Source organism: Nonomuraea sp. ATR24 (assembly GCF_041950485.1).
Taxonomy (GTDB): Bacteria; Actinomycetota; Actinomycetes; order Streptosporangiales; family Streptosporangiaceae; genus Nonomuraea; species Nonomuraea ceibae.
The window spans coordinates 144,634-161,879 of record NZ_JBGNUU010000012.1; the positions used below are offsets into that span (position 1 = coordinate 144,634).

Here is a 17,246-nt window from a genome sequence, read left to right on the forward strand (position 1 = left end):
CGCCGGTCAGGAGAAGTGCATGACGATGGCCAGCCCGACGACGTGCATCGCCACGACCACCACGAGCAGCGCGACGAACACGAACTTGGCCGGCCCGTGCTCGAAGTGCTTGCCCTCCTTCAGAGGGGGCAGCTTGGCCTGCCGCTCGGCGATGCGCTCCTCCAGCGGCTTGCGGTGAAACATGCGTCCCTCCATGGGTCGCCCAAGGTTCGCGTGGCAATTCTTGGTACGCTAATACTTTGTACACAAACTACTTTACCCGAGGCCTCCGGAGGCCCGCACATGGACACCACGGGAGAGGCGGCGGACCTGCTCGCGCTGGACCGGCAGGTCTGCTTCGCCCTCAGCATCGCCTCACGCAGCGTGATCGGCCTCTACCGGCCGCTGCTGCAGCCCATGGGGCTGACCCACCCGCAGTACCTGGCCATGCTCGCCCTCTGGCAGCACGAGCCCCTGTCCGTCAAGGAGCTGGGGGAGCTGCTCCAGCTCGACCCCGGCACCATGTCCCCGCTGCTCAAACGGCTCCAGGCGCTCGGCTACATCCACCGCGAGCGCAACAGCAAGGACGAGCGCGCCCTCGTCGTCACCCTCACCCCCGCCGGGCGGCAGCTCCGGGCGGAGGCGGAGAAGATCCCGCCCGCCATCGTCGCCCGGCTCGGCATGAGCCTCGACGAGCTCCAGAACCTGCACCAGGCCCTCACACGGGTCATCGCCGCCGCGCACCGAGACCCCGCCTGACCCTCCTCCCGGGTAGGTTCGCGGGCATGGAAGATCGTCCCGACGACTTCAGCGACCGCGACCTGCTGACCGCCCTGGAGGCGTGGGGGCTCGGCCCCGTGACGCTCGACTACGCGCCGGTCGGGTTCGGCGACTACCACTGGATCGCCACCGGCACCGCCGGCCGCTGGTTCGTCACCGCCGTGGACCTCGCCGCCAAGCCGCCGACCGGCCTCACCGACCTGCGCCGCGCCATGGACACCGCCGCCGCCCTGCACGCCACGCTCCGGCCGTCCGCCGCCGTGGTCGCACCCCTCCCGTCCCGCGACGGCTCGACGACCGTACGGACCGGGCCGCGCCACGCCGTCACCGTCTTCCCGTACGTGGACGGGGTCGCGGGGCGCTTCGGCGAGCGGCTGCCCCAGGTGCGGCGGGACGCCCTCATCGACCTGCTCGCCACCCTCCACCGCGCTCCCGCCCCCGCCTCCACCCCCACGGCCCCCCTCACCCTGCCCCGCCGCGACCGCCTGGAGGCAGCCCTGACCGAAGCGCTGGCGAACGCCGGAGCCGGGCAGGAACCAACCCCCCAGACCAGAGCAACCGCCCCCGAAACCGCACGCACAACCGGAAGCACAGACGAAGGGGCGAACGCGGGCACAGACCGGAGCGCGGGCACAGACCGGAGCGCGGGCCCAGACCGGAGCGCGGGGACCGGAGCGGACGCGGAGACCGGAACGCGCGGCGCCACCGGCACGGGAAGCGCGGCGGGGTCCGGGGTCCGGTCGGGCGGCGGGCCGCAGGACGTGGCGGGGGCCAGGGCCGGGGCGGATGGCGTCGTTGGGGGAGTGGCTGGGGCAGGGGGTGGCTGGCGGGGTGGGCCGTATTCGGAGCCGGCGCGGGAGCTCGTGGCCGCGCGGGCGGACGGGCTGCGGCGGGCGCTCGAGCGCTTCGACCGGCTGGCCCGGGAGGTGCGGGGGCCGTTCGTCGTCACGCACGGGGAGCCGCACCCCGGCAACCTGCTCTGGCGGGACGGGCGGCCGGCGCTGGTCGACTGGGACACGGTCGGCCTGGCCCCGCCCGAGCGGGACCTGTGGCTGGCCGCCCCGGAGGAACGCGACCTGGCCCGCTACGAGGCCGCCACCGGCAGGCGCCCGGACCCGTCGGCCCTGGCCCTCTACCGGCTGCGCTGGGACCTCGACGACGTGTGCGACTTCCTCGACTGGTTCCGGGCCCCGCACGGCCGCACCCCCGACACGGAGGTGGCGTGGCGCGGCCTGGAGGACGCCCTGGAACGCTTCTCCCGCCTCTGACCGCACCCGCCACGCCCGCCAGGGGCTATTCCTTGCCCGTGTAGACCTGGCTCGCGGGCGGCGCCTTGATCGTCTGCCGGTGGCCCCAGCCCTCGTACACCGTCCGGGTGCTGACCTCGTCGCCCGGCGAGGTCGAGTTGCCGCCGAACCCGTGGGCCGTCGCCAGGTAGGTCGTCCTCAGCTGCCTGGGCAGCCGGTCGGCTCCCACGGTGAGCGTGTAGCGGATGACCTCGTCGTCCTGCTCGCCCACCAGGACCGACCGCGCCCACGGGGACGCCTTCGCCAGCTGCTCGAACGTGATGCTGCCCGTGTAGGTCCGGCCTGACCGCTTGGCGCCCTTGACCAGCGCCTTGAGCGCCTCCGGCTCGGCGGCGTTGACCGGCTGGGTGTAGAAGGCGGTCAGCCCGGCGGGCAGCGGCCGGTGGGTCCTGGTCCAGGTCTTGCCCTTGGGCAGCCCCTCGCCCAACAGCTTGTTGCGGACGTAGGAGACCTTCCCGACGGTGATGACGCGTTCGTCGTCGAGGAAGGTGTGCACCCGTTCCTTCTCGGTGTGCTTGACCGAGATGTCCGAGGCGGCGAACCCGGACTTGCCGTACTGGAAGGCGCCACGACGGGTCAGCAGCTCGCTCTTGCCGGCGAGCTCGACGTAGGAGGCGACCTCGGTGAACCTCACCCCCTTGCCCGCCCCCGAACGGCTCTTGAGCGCGGCGACCGGGTCGGCGGGCGCGGCGGCGGCGGCCGGGGCGGGCGTGGCGGCGGCGGCCGGGGCGGGCGTGGCGAGGAACGCGCCCGCCAGGAGCGCGGCGACGACCAGCTTCATCTCTGGGGGGATCCTTCCGACGGCGGTATCGCCGGTCGATTGTGCCGGACGATGATCACGACGGCGTATCGCCGGGCGGTCAGAGGAAGGCCGCGACGAGCGAGGCGAACTCGTCCGGCGTGATGATCTCCACGCCCAGCGACTCGGCCTTGGCCCGCTTGGAACCGGCCTTCTCGCCCGCCACCAGCAGGCTCGTCCTGGCCGAGACGCTGGACGACGACCTGCCGCCGGCCCGCTCGATCAGCTCGTTCATCTCGTTGCGGGACAGGTCCTCCAGCTTGCCCGTCATGGAACCGGTGACCACGACGGACTTGCCCGACAACGGCAGCGCCGCGACGAGCGCCTCCCCGGCGGCACCGGCCTCTCCAGAAGCGACCTGACCTGGCGCGGCCTGCCCCGGCGAGGCTTGTCCCGGCGAAGTCTGGCCGGGCGCGGGCGGGGTGACGCCGGGCTCGGTCATGTTGACCCCGGCCGCGATCAGCTTGTCGATGAGCGGCCGCAGATCGGCCAGCTCCGCCACCAGCAGGGCCGCCTTCTTCTCCGCCATGCCCTCGACCGCCTGGATCGCCTCCACGTCGGCGGCCAGGATGGCCTCCATCGTGCCGAAGTGCCGGGCGATCCGGCGCGACATCGCCCGGCCCGTGCCGCGTACGCCCAGAGCGCAGAACACCCGGCTCAACGGCCGCGTCTTGGCCTGCTCGATCGCCGCCAGCAGCTTGGCGGTGCTGGTCTCGCCCATCCGGTCCAGCGCCAGGACCTGCTCGTGGGTGAGCGTGAACAGGTCGGCGAAGTCGGTGACGAGCCCGGCCTCGATCATCTGGACGATCCGGCTCTCGGCCAGCGTCTCGATGTCGAGCTGGTCGCGGCCGGCGGCGTAGAGCACGGACGTGGTGATCTTGCAGGCCCGGCCGCGCACGCACCGCCACCGCTCCTGCGACTTGTCGATCTCCCCCTGACAGTTGGGGCACACGTCGGGGATCGCGATCGGCTGCTCCTCGCCGGTGCGCAGGTGGACGACGGGCGCCTCCACGCGCGGGATCACGTCACCGGCCTTGTGCACCATGACCCGGTCGTACAGCATCAGGCCGCGCCGGGCGATGTCGGCCGGATTGTGCAGCGTGGCGTAGCGGACCTTGCTGCCGTCGAGCTCCACCTCCTCCAGCTCGGCGCGGGGCGCGATGATGCCGGTGCGGCCCACGTTCCACTCCACGCCGATCAGCTTGGTGATCTTCTCGGTGGCGGGCAGCTTGTAGGCGACGGCCCAGCGCGGCACCCGCGTGCCGAACCCTGCCTCCGCCTGGTCGGCCGCGCTGTCGGCCTTGATGACGATCCCGTCGATGCCGAACGGCAGCTCCGCCCGGACCGCCGCCAGCTCACCGATGCGCCGCTGGATCTCCTCGACCGAGGTGGCGACGATCCCGGCGACCGGCGTCGACCCCGTCGTCGCCACGCCCAGCGCGGCGACCAGCTTCATGATCTCGCTGTGCGGCAGCTCGCGCAGCCGCGCCGCCAGCTCCGAGTCGTCGTCCGGCGGCAGCGGCAGCGCGCTGTAGCCGAAGAAGGTCAGCTCGCACACGTACGGCCGGTCCTTGGCGCGCAGCGTGCCCGCCGCCGCGCTGCGCGGATTGGCGAACGTGGTGCCGTCGTGCGCCTGCCGCTTGGCGCACGCCGCCTCGAACTGCTCGGCCGTCATCAGCACCTCGCCGCGGATCTCCACCGTCACCGGCTCGGCGAGCGTCAGCGGCAGGCCCACGACCGTGCCGATGCCGTGGGAGACGTCCTCGCCCTCGGTGCCGTTGCCGCGCGTCACGAGCTGGACGAGCCTGCCGTCGTGATAGCGCGCGGAGATCGCCAGCCCGTCGAGCTTCGGCTCCACGCTGAACGCCGTCACCGGCCTGCCCAGCCGCCGCTCCAGCCCCGCCACCCAGCGGAGCAGCGCCTCCGCCGAGAACACGTTGTCCAGGCTGAGCATCGGCACCGTGTGCGGCACGTCACCGGTCACCGCGCCGCCCGCCACCTTGCCCGTCGGCGAATGGGGCAGCACCTCGTCGGGGTGCGCGCTCTCGTACGCCTGGATGCCCCGGAACAGCCGGTCATAGGCGTCGTCGTCGAGCGGGGATTCGCCGTCGCCGTAATAGGCGGCGTTGGCGTCGACCGCGATCTGCACCGCCTCGGCGTAGGCGGCGTGATCGAGCAGCTCGGTGTGCGGGGGCGCTTCAGTCATGAACACATCGTGCCGCCTCCCACCGACAATTCTCACCCGCGAAACGGTGCTCGTCCGGCGCGCCTGAACAGCCCCGATCCGGCGAGATCCCGCCGCGTACCGGCCGGATCGCGGCGTGCGCGATGAGACGTGACCGTATCGGCCGGATGCGCGGTTCCGGCCCTCGGCCGGGTTGTGGTGATTGCGGGGCAGAGGTCCCTCCTGGCGCGCGAGCGCGGCCTGTGGCCACGGCATGGTGCTTTGACCTGGGGCACCGGTCGCCCTCACAGTGAATCCCCGTAGTTGGCTGATCACTCGGGGTGGGCGGATGCCCGCCGGTGGAGGCGGACGTGCTCGTGGGCGGAGTCGGTGGCCAGGCGGTGGCCGTAGTCGGGGCCGGCTGCCGGTTGCCGGGCGGGATCACGGACCCGGACGGGCTGTGGGCCGCCCTGGAGGCGGGGCGCGACCTGGGCGTGGGCGGCGTCGGCGGCCAGGGGGCGGCCGGGTTCGACGCGGGCTACTTCGGGACGCGGGCCGGGGAGGCCGCCGCGGGCGACCCCCGGCACCGGCTCCTGCTGGAGATGGCCGTCGAGGCGCTCGACGACGCCGGGCTCGACCCCGCCCGGCTGGCCGGCTCCGACACCGGCGTCTACACCGGCGGCGCGCCCCACGACCCGCTGACGCGCCTCTTCGGCCTGCGCGGGCCCGGCGCCTCCGTCGACCCCGGGCCCGCGTCGTCGCTCGCCGCACTGGCCCGCGCCTGCGACGCGCTGGCGCGCGGCGACAGCCGGGTGACGCTCGCCGGCGGCGCCACCTGCCCCGACGTGGGCGCCGAAGGCGGCGCGATGCTCGTGCTCAAACGGCTCGGCGACGCGCTGGCCGACCGCGACCGCATCCACGGCGTGATCGCCGCCTGGGGACGGGTGCCCGAGGTGTACGAGCGCGCCCGGGTCGACCCGGACGACCTCGTGTACGTCGAAGCGCTCGGCGGCCCCGGCGACTGGCGGGACCTGGGGCACGGCCTCGGCGCCCGCCGTGAGACCCCGCTTCCCGTCCAGGCCCAGCTCAGACCCCTGGAGACCGCCTCGGGCGTGGCCGCGGTCCTGAAGGCGCTCCTCGTCCTCCGCCATCGCCGCATCCCCGCCCCGCCCGCTGCCGACCCCCGCACCCCGCGCACCGGGTCATCCTGCCTGTGCGCTGAGCCCTCCGGCCCTGGAACCGGACGGGCTGCCCTCCCGCCCGGGCCTGCCGCGTCCGCCGAGCCGGGCGTGGCAACCGCCTCCGGCCGGTGCGTCCCGTCCGCCGGGCTCCCCGATGCGCCGGTCTCGCCCGTCGGCGGGGAGCGTTCGCGCGGGGAGACACCCGAGTGCGTGGGCTGTTCGCGCGGGGAGACACCCGAGTGCGTGGGCTGTTCGCGCGGGGAGGGGGCCGAGGGTGGGGCGGGGCTGGTGGCGTTGACGGGGGCGTTGCCGGCGGCGAAGGGGTTCGCGGGGGTGAACTGCGGCGACGCGCACGTCATCGTCGCGCCCGCGCCCGCCGACCTGGGCAGGCCCGTACGGCAGCGCGGCCCGCTCCCGGTGGTGGTGTCGGCGCGCTCGGAGGAGGCGCTGGCCGAGGCCGCGCGGCGCATGGCCGACCGGCTGGCGGAGGCGGCCCCGGAGGAGTTCTACGACCTGGCCTACACCGCGTGCGCCCGGCGGGGGCGGCACCCGTACCGGAAGGTGGTGCTGGCCGAAGGCCCTCGGGAGGCGGCCGAGGCGCTGGTGCGCGGCGGCAGGCGGGGGGCGGTGGACGGGCGGGTGGCGTTCGTGTACTGCGGCGACGGCGGGGAGTGGCCGGGCATGGGCGCCGATCTGCTCGCCGACCGGGCGTTCCGCAAGGCCGTGGGGCGGGTGGACGAGGCGCTGGCGCCGTACCCGGGAGGAGGGACGGTTGCCGGGCGGCTGGAGGCGGGGGAGCGCGGCGAGGGGCGGGCGCTGCTGTTCGCGGTCCAGGTGGGGGTGACGGAGATGCTGGCCGCGCGCGGCATCCGGGCGGTGGCGGCGGTCGGTCACGGCGTCGGCGAGCTCACCGCCGCCTGGGCGGCCGGCGACCTGCCGCTGGAGGAGGCGGCCCGGCGCGCCGCCGAGCCGCCGTCCCCGGCGGCGGGGCCGGAGGGGGCGAGCGGTGAGGGGCGGGGGTCCGCGCTGGCCGGGGTGGAGCTGCTCGCGCACATCGGGCCGCCGCCGATGCCCGTCACGCTCATCCGGCAGAGCGGGTCGCCGGCGATCGTCGCCACCATGGACCCGGGCCGCGACGGCGTCGAGGTCGTCGACCGGGCGGTGGACGAGCTGGTCGTCGCGGGGGCCGACACCGACTGGTCCGCCTACTTCACCCGGCCGGGCCGGGTCGTCACCCTGCCCGCCTACCCCTGGCAGCGCGATTGCGGCCTGCCGGCGCGCCGGATGCTACACAATGTATCCGGGCAAGCACTGTACGTCGGGGGAGTCTCGTGAAGATCACGCCGATCGCCGGAGCCGTCGCGTTGCTCGCCGGCCTCACCATCGTCCCCGCGGGGTCCACGGTCCGGCCCGCCGCGGCGACGGGAGCCGCGCGGCCGCACCCGGCCGTTCCGCGTGCCGGGGCGCTCGCTGCCCTCTCCCCGGACGTCGCAGGCGGTAAGGGGCGGGCCGCGGTGCTCGCCTGCGCGGTCGGGACGCCGCCCGGGAGCCCGATCGTGTTCACGCCGCCCGTGGGCCTGGTGCCCGGGAGAGTGGCGGCGCGGGGGGCGTTGTGGCTGAGCGGCTGCCGGGGGAAGCCGGGGCGGCTCAGGTCGGGGTGGGCGTCGCTGCGCGCCGAGGGGGAGGCGTCGTGCGCCGCCGTGCGCGGGATGCGCGGGCACGCCACCATCACCTGGTACGACGCGACGGGACGGCCGGTGGGCAGTTCCCGGCTGCGCATCCGCAACGACGAGCTGGGCGCGGCCGGTGCGCTGCTGACCGGGAGGGTCACCGGCGGGCCGCTGGACGGCAGGCGGGCCAGGGGCGGGATCGCGCCGGAGGGCGGGGTGCTGGGGTGCGCGGTGGGCGGGCTCGGCGCGATGCCGGGCACCGGGCGCATCGAGTTCGGCTGACCGGGCCGCGCCGCCGGGGTCCGCTCGCCGGCGGTGGAGATCATGCAGGATTGGGTGCAGTGACAGTGAACGCCGGGCGGGCCCCACGGCCCCCACGAGATGTCCCTGCGCGCGGAAGGGGCCGCATGGCACCCGTGAAGGAAATCACCGAGCTTCTGCACCGGACCTTCTTCAGGTCGCTCTCCCTGCTCTCCTCACGGGGGCAGGGCGCCGTACTGCGTCGTTACTTCGACTGGTGGCATCGCCGCCCCGACCCGTGGCACATGGGCACCGACGCCTATGAGCAGGCCAAGTACGCCGCCACGCTCGCCCAGCTCCCCGATCTGCCCTACCGGCGGATCCTGGAGGTGGGGTGCAGCGAGGGGGTGTTCACCGAGCAGCTCGTCACCGCCTATCCGGAGGCGCACGTCACGGGCGTGGACATCTCCGAGCGGGCGCTGGCCCGGGCGGCGGAGCGGGTGGAGAAGGCGGCCGACAGGACGCTGCTGCTGCCGGCCGACATCCTCCGCTTCACCTCCGAGCACCGCTATGACCTGGTGTTCTGCTCGGAGACGCTCTACTACCTGGGCCGCCGCGACCGGCTGCGGCGGGCCAGCGCCCGGCTGACCGGGCTGCTGGCGCCGGGCGGCGTGCTGGTGCTGGTGCATCCGTGGCCGGAGGCGCGGCGGCTGCACCGGTTCGTCGAATCCGGGCGGGCGGTGTCGCGGCTGAGCGAGCTGGTGGAACGGGAGGCTCACCGGCCGTTCGCGGTGTCGGTCTACCAGGCCCCGCCCGGCTGATCGGGCCCCTCAGACGCCGCCCGGGCAGGCCGGGGCCGGGTTCCGGTGGGCGGCGGCAGTGCGGGGGCGGCGCTCGGCGGAGGCGGCCAGGGCGACGGCGCCCAGGGCCAGCAGGCCGAGCGCCGCGCCGATCCAGCCGAGCGGCGCGTACCCGTACCCGGCGGCGATCAGCAGCCCGCCCAGCCATGGGCCCACGGTGATGCCGACGTTGAACGCCGACACGTTGAACGAGGCCGCCAGCGTGGGCGCGTCGTGGGCGACGGCGAACACGCGGGTGTTCAGCGCCGGGTTGGTGGCGAAGCCGGACGCGCCCAGCAGGAACACCAGCGGCACCGCCAGCCACGTCACCCCGGCGCTCAGCGCCAGCGCCCCCGAGATGACGACCAGCGCGGCGAGGCCGGCGTACAGGAGGGTGAAAGGGCGGGCGTCGGCGACGCGCCCGCCGACGGTGATGCCGATCAGCGAGCCCGCGCCGTACAGCGCCAGCACCGCCGGCACCCACCCCGGGGCCAGCCCCGTCGTGTCGGTGAGCAGCGCGCTCAGGTAGCTGAAGGTGACGAGCAGCCCGGCGGTGGACAGTGCGGTGGTGCCGAGGGCGAGCCACAGCCGGGGGTTCGCCAGCGCGCCGAGCTCCCGCCGCAACGACGTCTCCGTACGGGGAGCCGACGGGTGCGGGGCCGGGGGCCGGCCCGGCACGGTGGCCAGGACGCCGAGCGCGGCCAGCGCGGACATGCCCGCCACCACCCAGAACGCGGCCCGCCAGCCCAGGGCCTGCCCCACGAGCGTGCCCGCCGGGAGGCCCAGGGTGGTGGCCACGGTGAGACCGCCCGCGACGATCCCCATCGCCCGGCCACGCGCGGCGGGCCCGGCGAGGCCGATCGCGGTGACGGCGGCCACGGCCCAGAACCCGGCGTACACGAACGCGGCCACCACCCGCGTCACCAGCAACGTCGCGTAGTCGGGCGTCAGCGCGCCGACCACGTGCGCCACGGTGAACACCGCCATGAACGCCAGCAGGGCGGTCCGGCGCGGCCAGCGCAGCGTCACCACGGCCAGCACCGGCGCCCCCACCAGCATCCCGACGGCGAACGCCGAGATGAGCAGCCCGGCGTCGGGCACCGACACACCGAGCCCGGCGGCCGTCTCGGGCAGCAGCCCGGCCAGCATCAGCTCCGAGGTGCCCTGGGCGAAGATCGCCAGCCCCAGGACGTAGACAGCCAACGGCATCCAACACTCCATTTATTCGATCGACCAGTACAAAACTGAGGCACGAAAACGCTCAGAACGCGTCGAGCGCCGTGGCCGCGATCGCCTCCAGCGCCGCCCGGTCGCCGCCCGCCCGCGCCACCACGCGCATGCCGCTCACGACGGCCGCCACGAACCGTGCCAGCGCCGCCGGGTCCTTGCCCGGCCCCAGCTCGCCGCGCGCCCGCGCCAGCCCGATGGCCGCCCGCAGCGCCTCGAACCGCCGCTCCTGGTCGCGCCGCAGGATCTCGGCGATCTCCGGGTCGCGGGGCGCCAGTTCGACCATGCTGTTGACGACCAGGCAGCCCGGCGGCTCGCCCGGATCGCCCTCGGCCACCGACTGGAGCAGGACGCGCACCTTCTCCCGGATCGGCAGGTCGCGCTCCAGCAGCTCGAACAGCTTCGCGTCCTTCTGCTCCATGTAGTGGCCCAGCGCCCGGACGAACAGCTCCCGCTTGCCGTCGAAGGCGTTGTAGACGCTGCTGCGCCCCAGCCCGGTGGCCTCGCACAGGTCCCGCGTGGAGGTGGCCTCGTAGCCCGACTCCCAGAACGCGCGCATGGCGCCCTCCAGGGCCCGGTCCTCGTCGAACGTCCTCGGTCGTGCCATGCGCCGACCGTAACACGTTTTGGACCGACCAGTGCAATACGGGAATCCTCCATACGGGTCGGCGGATCGCCCCCATGGCCGCCGCCGCCCCGGCTGCCTACCGTGAGGCAGCGTGATCCGACTCGACCATCTCACCAAGAGGTACGGCGACCGCGCCGCCGTGGACGACCTGACGCTGGAGCTGAGACCCGGCGCCGTCACCGGCTTCCTCGGCCCGAACGGCGCCGGCAAGTCCACCACGATGCGCATGATCCTCGGCCTCGACGCCCCCAGCTCCGGCCGCGCGCTCATCGGCGGCAGGCCGTACCACGAGCTGGAACACCCGCTGCGCACGGTCGGCGCGCTGCTGGACGCCCGCGCCGTCCACCCCGGGCGCAGCGGGCGCGCCCACCTGCTGGCGATGGCGCGCGGCGCCGGCATCCCCAAGGCGCGCGTGGCGCGGGTGCTGGAGCTCGTCGGGCTCGGCGAGGCGGCCGGGAAGCGGGCGGGCGCGCTGTCGCTCGGCATGAGCCAGCGGCTCGGCATCGCGGGCGCGCTGCTGGGCGATCCGGAGGTGCTGATGTTCGACGAGCCCGTCAACGGGCTCGACCCCGACGGGGTGCGCTGGGTGCGCCGCCTGATGCGGTCGCTGGCGGCCGAGGGCCGCACGGTGTTCGTCTCCAGCCACCTGATGAGCGAGATGCAGCTCACCGCCGACCACCTGGTGGTGATCGGCAAGGGCCGGCTGATCGCCGACGCGCCGCTCGCCGAGGTGCTCGCCACCCCCTCCGTGCTCGTACGGTCCCCGCACGCCGGCGACCTCGCGGACCTGCTGACGGCACGGGGCGTGAGCGTGGAGCGGCGCGGCGAGAACGAGCTCGTCGCCACCGGCGCGACGCTGGAGCGGATCGGCGACCTGGCCCACGAGGCGGGCGTTCGGCTGCACGAGCTGAGCCCGCGCGAGGCGTCGCTGGAACAGGCATATCAGGAGCTGACCGCCACGAGCGTGGAGTACGGCGCGGGAGGAACGCGATGAGGAACGCACTGGGGAGTCCGCTGGGGCGGGCCGTCGCGGCCGAGTGGGTCAAGCTCTGGTCGGTCCGCTCGACCTGGCTCTGCCTGGCCTCGGCGGTGGCCGCGACCGTGCTCGGCGGGCTCACGCTCGGCGCGGCGCAGGCTACCGAGGCGCTGCGCGAGGGCGCCGCCGGGGCGCGCGTGGTGGTGACCGGCCCGATGATCTCGGCGACGGCGTTCGCCCAGTACGCGGTGATCACGCTGGCGATGCTCATGGTCACCTCCGAGTACGCCTCCGGGTCGATCAGGAGCACGCTGCAGGTGGTGCCGATCCGGGGCCGGATGCTGGCCGCCAAGGCGCTGGTGACCGCACCGGTGCTGTTCGCGGCCGGGATCGTGGCGGGCGGCGCCGGGGCGCTGGTCACGTACCTGGTGCTGTCGGTGGAGACGTTCGGCGGGGCGGCGGCCTTCCCGCCCGGGCAGGCGGCGGCCGACCTGCTGCGGCTCGGCGTGTTCTGCGCGCTGACCGGCGTGCTGACCGTGGGGGTGAGCGCGGCCGTGCGCGGCTCGGCGGGGGCGCTGACCGTGATGTTCATGCTGACGCTCGGCCTGCCGCTGCTGCTGGTCATGACCGGGAGCCAGGCGGCGGTGGACGCCTCGATGCGGCTGCCGACGTTCGCCGGGCTGGCGTTCATGGAGAGCGCCGACAACCTGACCGGCGGCCCGATCCCGTACCCGGCGGGCGAGGGGCTGGCCTGGCTGGCGGGGTGGACGGCGCTGGCCCTGCTCGCCGGGCTGGTCGTGCTGCGCCGGCGCGACGCCTAGACTGCCCAGCCGTGATCGTACGAAGGCTCGCCGGGGTGCTGGCGGGAGCGGTGACCGGCGGCCTGGAGCTGGTCCTGCTCGTGCTGGCGTGGCCGCTCGCCCGCTGGTGGGCGCCCCGGCTCGTGGCGCTCGAACGGGCCAGGCTGCGGGTGCTGCTCGGCCACGACAGCGACCCCGGCACGGCGGGCGCCGGCTACCTGGCGCTGCGCGCGGCCGTGGGCGTGCTCGGCGGCTACGTCGCCACGTCGCTGATCTTCGTCGGCCTGCTCTTCCTCGGCGGCGCCTGCTGGGCGATGCTGACGGGCGAGTCGTCGCCCGTGGCGCTGGAGTTCCCCGGCATCCGGCTGACGACCGAGAGCTGGGCGATCGGCCTCACCTCCGGGATCTTCCTGCTGGCCGTGGGCACGCTGTGCTGCCAGGCCGTCATCGCGGCCGAGCGGCGGCTGGCCCGGCGCTTCCTCGGCCCGGGCCCGCAGGAGCGCATGCGCCGCCGCATCGCCGAGCTCACCGCCACCCGCTCCGGCATCGTGCGCGCCGTCGACGACGAGCGCCGCCGCATCGAACGCGACCTGCACGACGGCGTCCAGCAGCGCGGCGTGGCGCTGGCCATGCTCCTCGGCCGCGCCCGCCACGCCTTCGCCGGCACCCCGGGGCCCGCCGCCGACCTGGTCGCGCAGGCCTACACCGAGTCGCGGCACCTGCTGGACGAGCTGCGCAGCGTCGCCTGGCGCATCTACCCGACCGCGCTCGACGAGCTCGGCCTGCGGGCCGCGCTGGCCGGGGTCGCCGAACGCGCCGGGGTGCCCGTCACCGTCCACCACGGCCTGACCGGGCGGCTTGCCACCGAGGTGGAGACCGCGCTGTACTTCGTGGCCCGCGAGGCGATCACCAACGCGGTCAAGCACGCCGGCGCCCGTGACATCCTGGTCGTGCTGAGCGAGGACGAGCGGACGGTGCGCGTGGTGATCTCCGACGACGGCGCGGGCGGCGCCGACCCGGCCGGCGGCGGCCTGTCGGGCCTGGCCCGCCGCGTGCTCGCGCTCGACGGCGAGTTCGAGGTGGGCGACGCCCCCGGCGGCGGCACCCGGGTGCGCGCCACGCTGCCGAAGGAGCCGCCGTGCGGCTGATCCTGGCCGACGACGCCGTGCTGCTGCGCGAGGGCCTGGCAAGCCTGCTGCGCGACGCCGGCCACGAGGTCGTCGCCGCCGTCGGCGACGCCCCCGCCCTCATCGAGGCGGTGGCCGAGCACCGGCCCGACGTCGCCGTCGTCGACGTGCGGATGCCGCCCACCCACACCGACGACGGCCTGCGCGCCGCGCTGCGCATCCGCGAGAGCTGGCCCGCCGTCGGGGTGCTCGTGCTGTCGCAGTACGTCGACAAGACGTACGCCGCCACGCTGCTGGCCGGGACCGAGGGCGGGCTCGGCTACCTGCTGAAGGACCGGGTGTCGGAGGTTGCCGAGTTCCTGGAGTCGCTGGAGCGGGTGCGCGGCGGCGGCACCGTCATCGACCCCGAGGTGGTGCGCCAGCTCCTGGCCCGCACCACGCACGCCGACCCGCTGCGCACGCTCACCGAACGGGAGACGCAGGTGCTCGGCCACCTGGCGCAGGGCTACGCCAACGCGGCGATCGCCGCCGCGCTGCACATATCATTGAGCACGGTCGAGAAGCACATCAACGCCATCTTCGACAAGCTGGATCTGCCCGCCACCCCCACCTACAGCCGCAGGGTGCTCGCGATCCTGCGCTACCTGGACGGCTGACACGAGGGGGACCATTGCCGGGCACGCTTCGGGGCGACTGCGCCAACTGCTTCGGGCTGTGCTGCGTCGCCCTGCCGTTCGCCGTCTCGGCCGACTTCGCCGCCGACAAGCCCGCCGGCCAGCCGTGCGGCAACCTGCGGGACGACTTCGGGTGCGGCATCCACGAGCGGCTGCGCGAGTCGGGCTACCCGGGCTGCGTGGTCTACGACTGCTTCGGCGCCGGTCAGCAGGTCTCCCAGGTCACCTACGGCGGGCGCGACTGGCGGCGCGAGCCCGGCAGCGCGCGGGAGATGTTCGCGGTGTTCCCGGTCATGCGGCAGCTCCACGAGCTGCTCGCCTACCTCACCGAGGCGATCGCGCTGCCCGCCGCCCGGCCCGTCCGCGACGACCTGCGCCGCGCGCTCGGCGCGATCGAGCGCCTCACCCGGCTCGGCCCCGCCGAGCTCCTCGACCTCGACGTGGCCGCCCGGCGGGCCGAGGTCAGCGTGCTGCTGCTGCGCGCCAGCGAGCTCGCCAGGAAGGGCGCCGGGCGGCGCAAGGAGCACCGGGGAGCCGACCTGATCGGCGCCAACCTGAAGGGCGCCGACCTGCGCGGGGCCAACCTGCGCGGCGCCTACCTGATCGGGGCCGCGCTCAAGGGCGCCGACCTGCGCTCGGCCGACCTCATCGGCGCCGACCTGCGGGGCGCCGACCTCAGCGGGGCCGACCTGACCGGCGCGCTCTTCGTCACGCAGTCACAGCTCAACGCCGCCGCCGGCGACGCCGCCACCCGGCTCCCCGCCGGGCTCTCCCGCCCCGCCCACTGGACCGCCCGGAAGTGAGAACCCGGCCTGCGTGATCAGGGCGCGCAGGTAGGCGGTGATCTCGTCCGGGTCGAGCGGGCCGGGGGAGAGCAGCAGCTTGCAGATCACCGCGCCCTCCATCATGTCGGCGAGCACGTCGGGGTCGGCCGCCGGGCTGAGGTGGCCGTCGCGCTGGGCCCGCACCATGATCTCCCTGGCGCGCTCGCGGCGCGGCAGCACGTGATGCTTCCGGTACGCCTCCAGCAGCGCGGGATGGCCGGCCCCGGCCGCCAGCAGCCGCGCCGACAGGGCCCGGAACCTCGGCTCGGCCAGCATCTCGCCCCAGCGGGGGAGCAGCCGCTCGATCACCTCGGGCAGGCTGCCCTCGGTGTCGGCCACGTGGGGCAGGTCGGCGCGGGCCGTCTCGATGGCCTGGGCGAGCAACTCCTCCTTGCTGCGCCATCTGCGGTAGACCGTCACCTTCGTCACACCGGCCCGGCGGGCGATCGCCTCGATGCTGGTCTGGTCGGCGCCGCGCTCGGCCAGCAGGTCGACGGCGGCGCGCAGGATGGCGGCGTCGGCCCCCGGGTCGCGGGGGCGCCCGCGGCCGTCGCGGCGCGGCTCGGTCGTGGTCATCGCCCGCACCGTAGCGCATCGGTGACCCGGCGCCGCAATCGAGCCTGCCGCGCCACGCTAGAACCGCCGGGCGTACCAGGCCGGGGTCTCGCCGAACAGCTTGCGGAAGTCCCGCGTGAAGTGCGCCTGGTCGGCGTAGCCCAGGTCGGCGGCCAGCGCGGACCAGTCGGGCGGCGTGCCCGCCGCCATGCGGCCGGTCGCCTCGCGCAGGCGGTAGCGGCGGATGACGCGCTTGGGCCCGAGGCCGACGTGCTCGGCGAACAGCCGCTGCAGCTCGCGCACGCTCAGCCCGGTCTCCCGCGCCAGCGCGTCCACACGGGTGATCGCGGGCGTGGCGGCGATCAGCGCGACGACCTCCGCCGCCCGGGCCGCCCTCGGGTCCGGCTCGGGCAGGTGCGCCCGCAGGAACTCCTCGACCGGCTCCACGTCGACCGGGTCCGGCAGCGGGCCCGGGAACACCTCGGCGGCGTCGAAGCGCCGGTCGGCGATCGTGGACACCGGCGCGCCCAGGAACGGCCGGAACGCTCCAGGCCGGAACGCCACCCCGAACACCCCGCCCCGGCCCTCCAGCACCCGCACCTGGTGCCCGCTCACCGGCCCCTGGAGCGTGGCGGCCCCGTCCTGGAACGTCAGGTGCACGCTCGGGTACGGCACGATCAGCTGCCGGTACGGCTCGGCGTAGTCCCAGGTGGCGACCCAGTAGCGCTCGACGTACGGGGCCAGGTCGGGCGAGGGGGAGGGGAAGGCGTGGCGCTGGTGCCGCGCCCAGGCGCCGTCGAGCTCGCGTGCGTCCCTGGCCATGCCGACGAGCTTATGTCGTGTTTGTTCAATACGGCGGGGCGGTGTCATGGTTGGGTGTACCCCATGTCTGACCTGCATTTCATCGCCCAGGCGGCCGCCGGCGTGCCGGAGATCGTCCGCCGGGTCGAGCCTGGCGATCTCGGCGCGCCGACGCCGTGCGCCGAGTACGACGTCCGCAAGCTGATCAACCACCTGCTGTTCTGGGGGCCGTCGCTGGAGGGGGCGGCGCGCAAGGAGAGCGTCCCGCCGCCCGCCGCGTCGGAGGACGACGTGGACCTGACCGGAGGGGACTGGTCGGCCGAGCTCCAGGCGCAGACCACGCGGCTGGTGGCGGCCTGGAGCGAGCCGGCCGCCTGGGAGGGGACGACGTACATGGGCGGCGCGACGGAGTTGCCCGCCGCGATGGTCGGCGGCATGGTCGCGGGCGAGCTCGTCGTGCACGGCTGGGATCTGGCCCGCGCCACCGATCAGCACCCGCGGTGGGACGACGACCTGCTCGAACGCCTGGCCGCACAGGTGGCGGCCACCGCCGAGCAGGGCCGCGCCATGGGCGTCTACGGCCCGGAGGTGCCGGTGCCGGCCGACGCCCCGCCGCTCGACCGCGTCCTCGGGCTCACCGGCCGCGACCCGTCGTGGAAGCCGGCCTGACCGGTG

General features: G+C 75.0%; 18 protein-coding genes. 11 read left to right on the top strand and 7 right to left on the bottom strand.

Annotated features, from left to right (window positions below; all coding sequences use genetic code 11):
- Positions 1-6: 6 nt before the first annotated feature.
- On the bottom strand, positions 7-183 hold the full coding sequence (locus ACBI99_RS27410; RefSeq protein WP_219508141.1) for a hypothetical protein: 177 nt from the start codon (positions 181-183) through the stop codon (positions 7-9).
- A gap of 99 nt (positions 184-282) precedes the next feature.
- Between ACBI99_RS27410 and ACBI99_RS27415 the strand changes: the two genes are divergently transcribed.
- On the top strand, positions 283-738 hold the full coding sequence (locus ACBI99_RS27415) for a MarR family winged helix-turn-helix transcriptional regulator (RefSeq protein ID WP_219508143.1): 456 nt from the start codon (positions 283-285) through the stop codon (positions 736-738).
- 26 nt (positions 739-764) lie between these two features.
- Positions 765-2,027 carry a phosphotransferase gene (locus ACBI99_RS27420; RefSeq protein WP_375073821.1) on the top strand — a complete coding sequence of 421 codons (1,263 nt, stop codon included), beginning with the start codon at positions 765-767 and terminating at the stop codon, positions 2,025-2,027.
- A 25-nt stretch (positions 2,028-2,052) separates the two neighbouring features.
- Here the strand turns inward: ACBI99_RS27420 and ACBI99_RS27425 are convergent, their stop codons facing one another.
- Together ACBI99_RS27425 and ligA are read right to left on the bottom strand one after the other, a co-directional pair.
- Positions 2,053-2,847: a hypothetical protein gene (locus ACBI99_RS27425; RefSeq protein WP_375073822.1), complete on the bottom strand. Its 795-nt coding sequence runs from the start codon at positions 2,845-2,847 to the stop codon at positions 2,053-2,055.
- Between the two features lie 79 nt (positions 2,848-2,926).
- Positions 2,927-5,071: an NAD-dependent DNA ligase LigA gene (ligA, locus tag ACBI99_RS27430; protein ID WP_375073823.1), complete on the bottom strand. Its 2,145-nt coding sequence runs from the start codon at positions 5,069-5,071 to the stop codon at positions 2,927-2,929.
- A 329-nt stretch (positions 5,072-5,400) separates the two neighbouring features.
- On the opposite strand from ligA, the gene ACBI99_RS27435 reads away from it, so the two are divergent.
- The 3 genes from ACBI99_RS27435 to ACBI99_RS27445 all read left to right on the top strand — a co-directional run bounded on the left by ACBI99_RS27435 (position 5,401) and on the right by ACBI99_RS27445 (position 8,941).
- Positions 5,401-7,545, top strand: coding sequence for a beta-ketoacyl synthase N-terminal-like domain-containing protein (locus ACBI99_RS27435; RefSeq protein ID WP_375073824.1), 2,145 nt, complete (start codon positions 5,401-5,403; stop codon positions 7,543-7,545).
- Positions 7,542-8,162: a hypothetical protein gene (locus ACBI99_RS27440; RefSeq protein ID WP_375073825.1), complete on the top strand. Its 621-nt coding sequence runs from the start codon at positions 7,542-7,544 to the stop codon at positions 8,160-8,162. The genes ACBI99_RS27435 and ACBI99_RS27440 overlap by 4 nt, the downstream gene beginning before the upstream one ends.
- A 134-nt stretch (positions 8,163-8,296) precedes the next feature.
- Positions 8,297-8,941, top strand: coding sequence for a class I SAM-dependent methyltransferase (locus ACBI99_RS27445; protein ID WP_375073826.1), 645 nt, complete (start codon positions 8,297-8,299; stop codon positions 8,939-8,941).
- 9 nt (positions 8,942-8,950) lie between these two features.
- Here the strand turns inward: ACBI99_RS27445 and ACBI99_RS27450 are convergent, their stop codons facing one another.
- A complete protein-coding gene (locus ACBI99_RS27450; protein WP_375073827.1) occupies positions 8,951-10,168 on the bottom strand; it encodes a Cmx/CmrA family chloramphenicol efflux MFS transporter in 1,218 nt (405 codons plus the stop codon).
- 52 nt (positions 10,169-10,220) lie between these two features.
- Positions 10,221-10,793, bottom strand: coding sequence for a TetR/AcrR family transcriptional regulator (locus ACBI99_RS27455; protein WP_357593222.1), 573 nt, complete (start codon positions 10,791-10,793; stop codon positions 10,221-10,223).
- Between the two features lie 112 nt (positions 10,794-10,905).
- On the opposite strand from ACBI99_RS27455, the gene ACBI99_RS27460 reads away from it, so the two are divergent.
- The 5 genes from ACBI99_RS27460 to ACBI99_RS27480 are packed head-to-tail and all read left to right on the top strand — an operon-like array spanning position 10,906 to position 15,194.
- Entirely contained in the window at positions 10,906-11,808 is a 903-nt protein-coding gene (locus ACBI99_RS27460) for an ATP-binding cassette domain-containing protein (protein WP_357593224.1), read from the top strand.
- Complete coding sequence (locus ACBI99_RS27465; RefSeq protein ID WP_375073828.1) at positions 11,805-12,611, top strand: ABC transporter permease; 807 nt, start codon at positions 11,805-11,807, stop codon at positions 12,609-12,611. The genes ACBI99_RS27460 and ACBI99_RS27465 overlap by 4 nt, the downstream gene beginning before the upstream one ends.
- An 11-nt stretch (positions 12,612-12,622) precedes the next feature.
- Positions 12,623-13,738 (top strand): histidine kinase, encoded by a 1,116-nt coding sequence (locus tag ACBI99_RS27470; protein WP_357593228.1) that lies wholly within the window; start codon positions 12,623-12,625, stop codon positions 13,736-13,738.
- Entirely contained in the window at positions 13,729-14,373 is a 645-nt protein-coding gene (locus ACBI99_RS27475; protein WP_357593230.1) for a response regulator transcription factor, read from the top strand. Before ACBI99_RS27470 ends, ACBI99_RS27475 begins: the two co-directional genes overlap by 10 nt.
- 14 nt (positions 14,374-14,387) lie before the next feature.
- Positions 14,388-15,194 (top strand): pentapeptide repeat-containing protein, encoded by an 807-nt coding sequence (locus ACBI99_RS27480; RefSeq protein ID WP_375073829.1) that lies wholly within the window; start codon positions 14,388-14,390, stop codon positions 15,192-15,194.
- Here ACBI99_RS27480 and ACBI99_RS27485 read toward each other — a convergent pair.
- Together ACBI99_RS27485 and ACBI99_RS27490 are read right to left on the bottom strand one after the other, a co-directional pair.
- Complete coding sequence (locus tag ACBI99_RS27485) at positions 15,108-15,791, bottom strand: TetR/AcrR family transcriptional regulator (RefSeq protein WP_357593232.1); 684 nt, start codon at positions 15,789-15,791, stop codon at positions 15,108-15,110. The genes ACBI99_RS27480 and ACBI99_RS27485 overlap by 87 nt on opposite strands.
- 57 nt (positions 15,792-15,848) lie before the next feature.
- Positions 15,849-16,592 (bottom strand): helix-turn-helix domain-containing protein, encoded by a 744-nt coding sequence (locus tag ACBI99_RS27490; protein ID WP_219512359.1) that lies wholly within the window; start codon positions 16,590-16,592, stop codon positions 15,849-15,851.
- Between the two features lie 63 nt (positions 16,593-16,655).
- Here ACBI99_RS27490 and ACBI99_RS27495 point away from each other — a divergent pair, with 63 nt between their 5' ends.
- Positions 16,656-17,240, top strand: a complete 585-nt coding sequence (locus tag ACBI99_RS27495; protein WP_219512350.1) for a TIGR03086 family metal-binding protein — start codon at positions 16,656-16,658, stop codon at positions 17,238-17,240.
- The last annotated feature ends 6 nt before the right edge of the window (positions 17,241-17,246 follow it).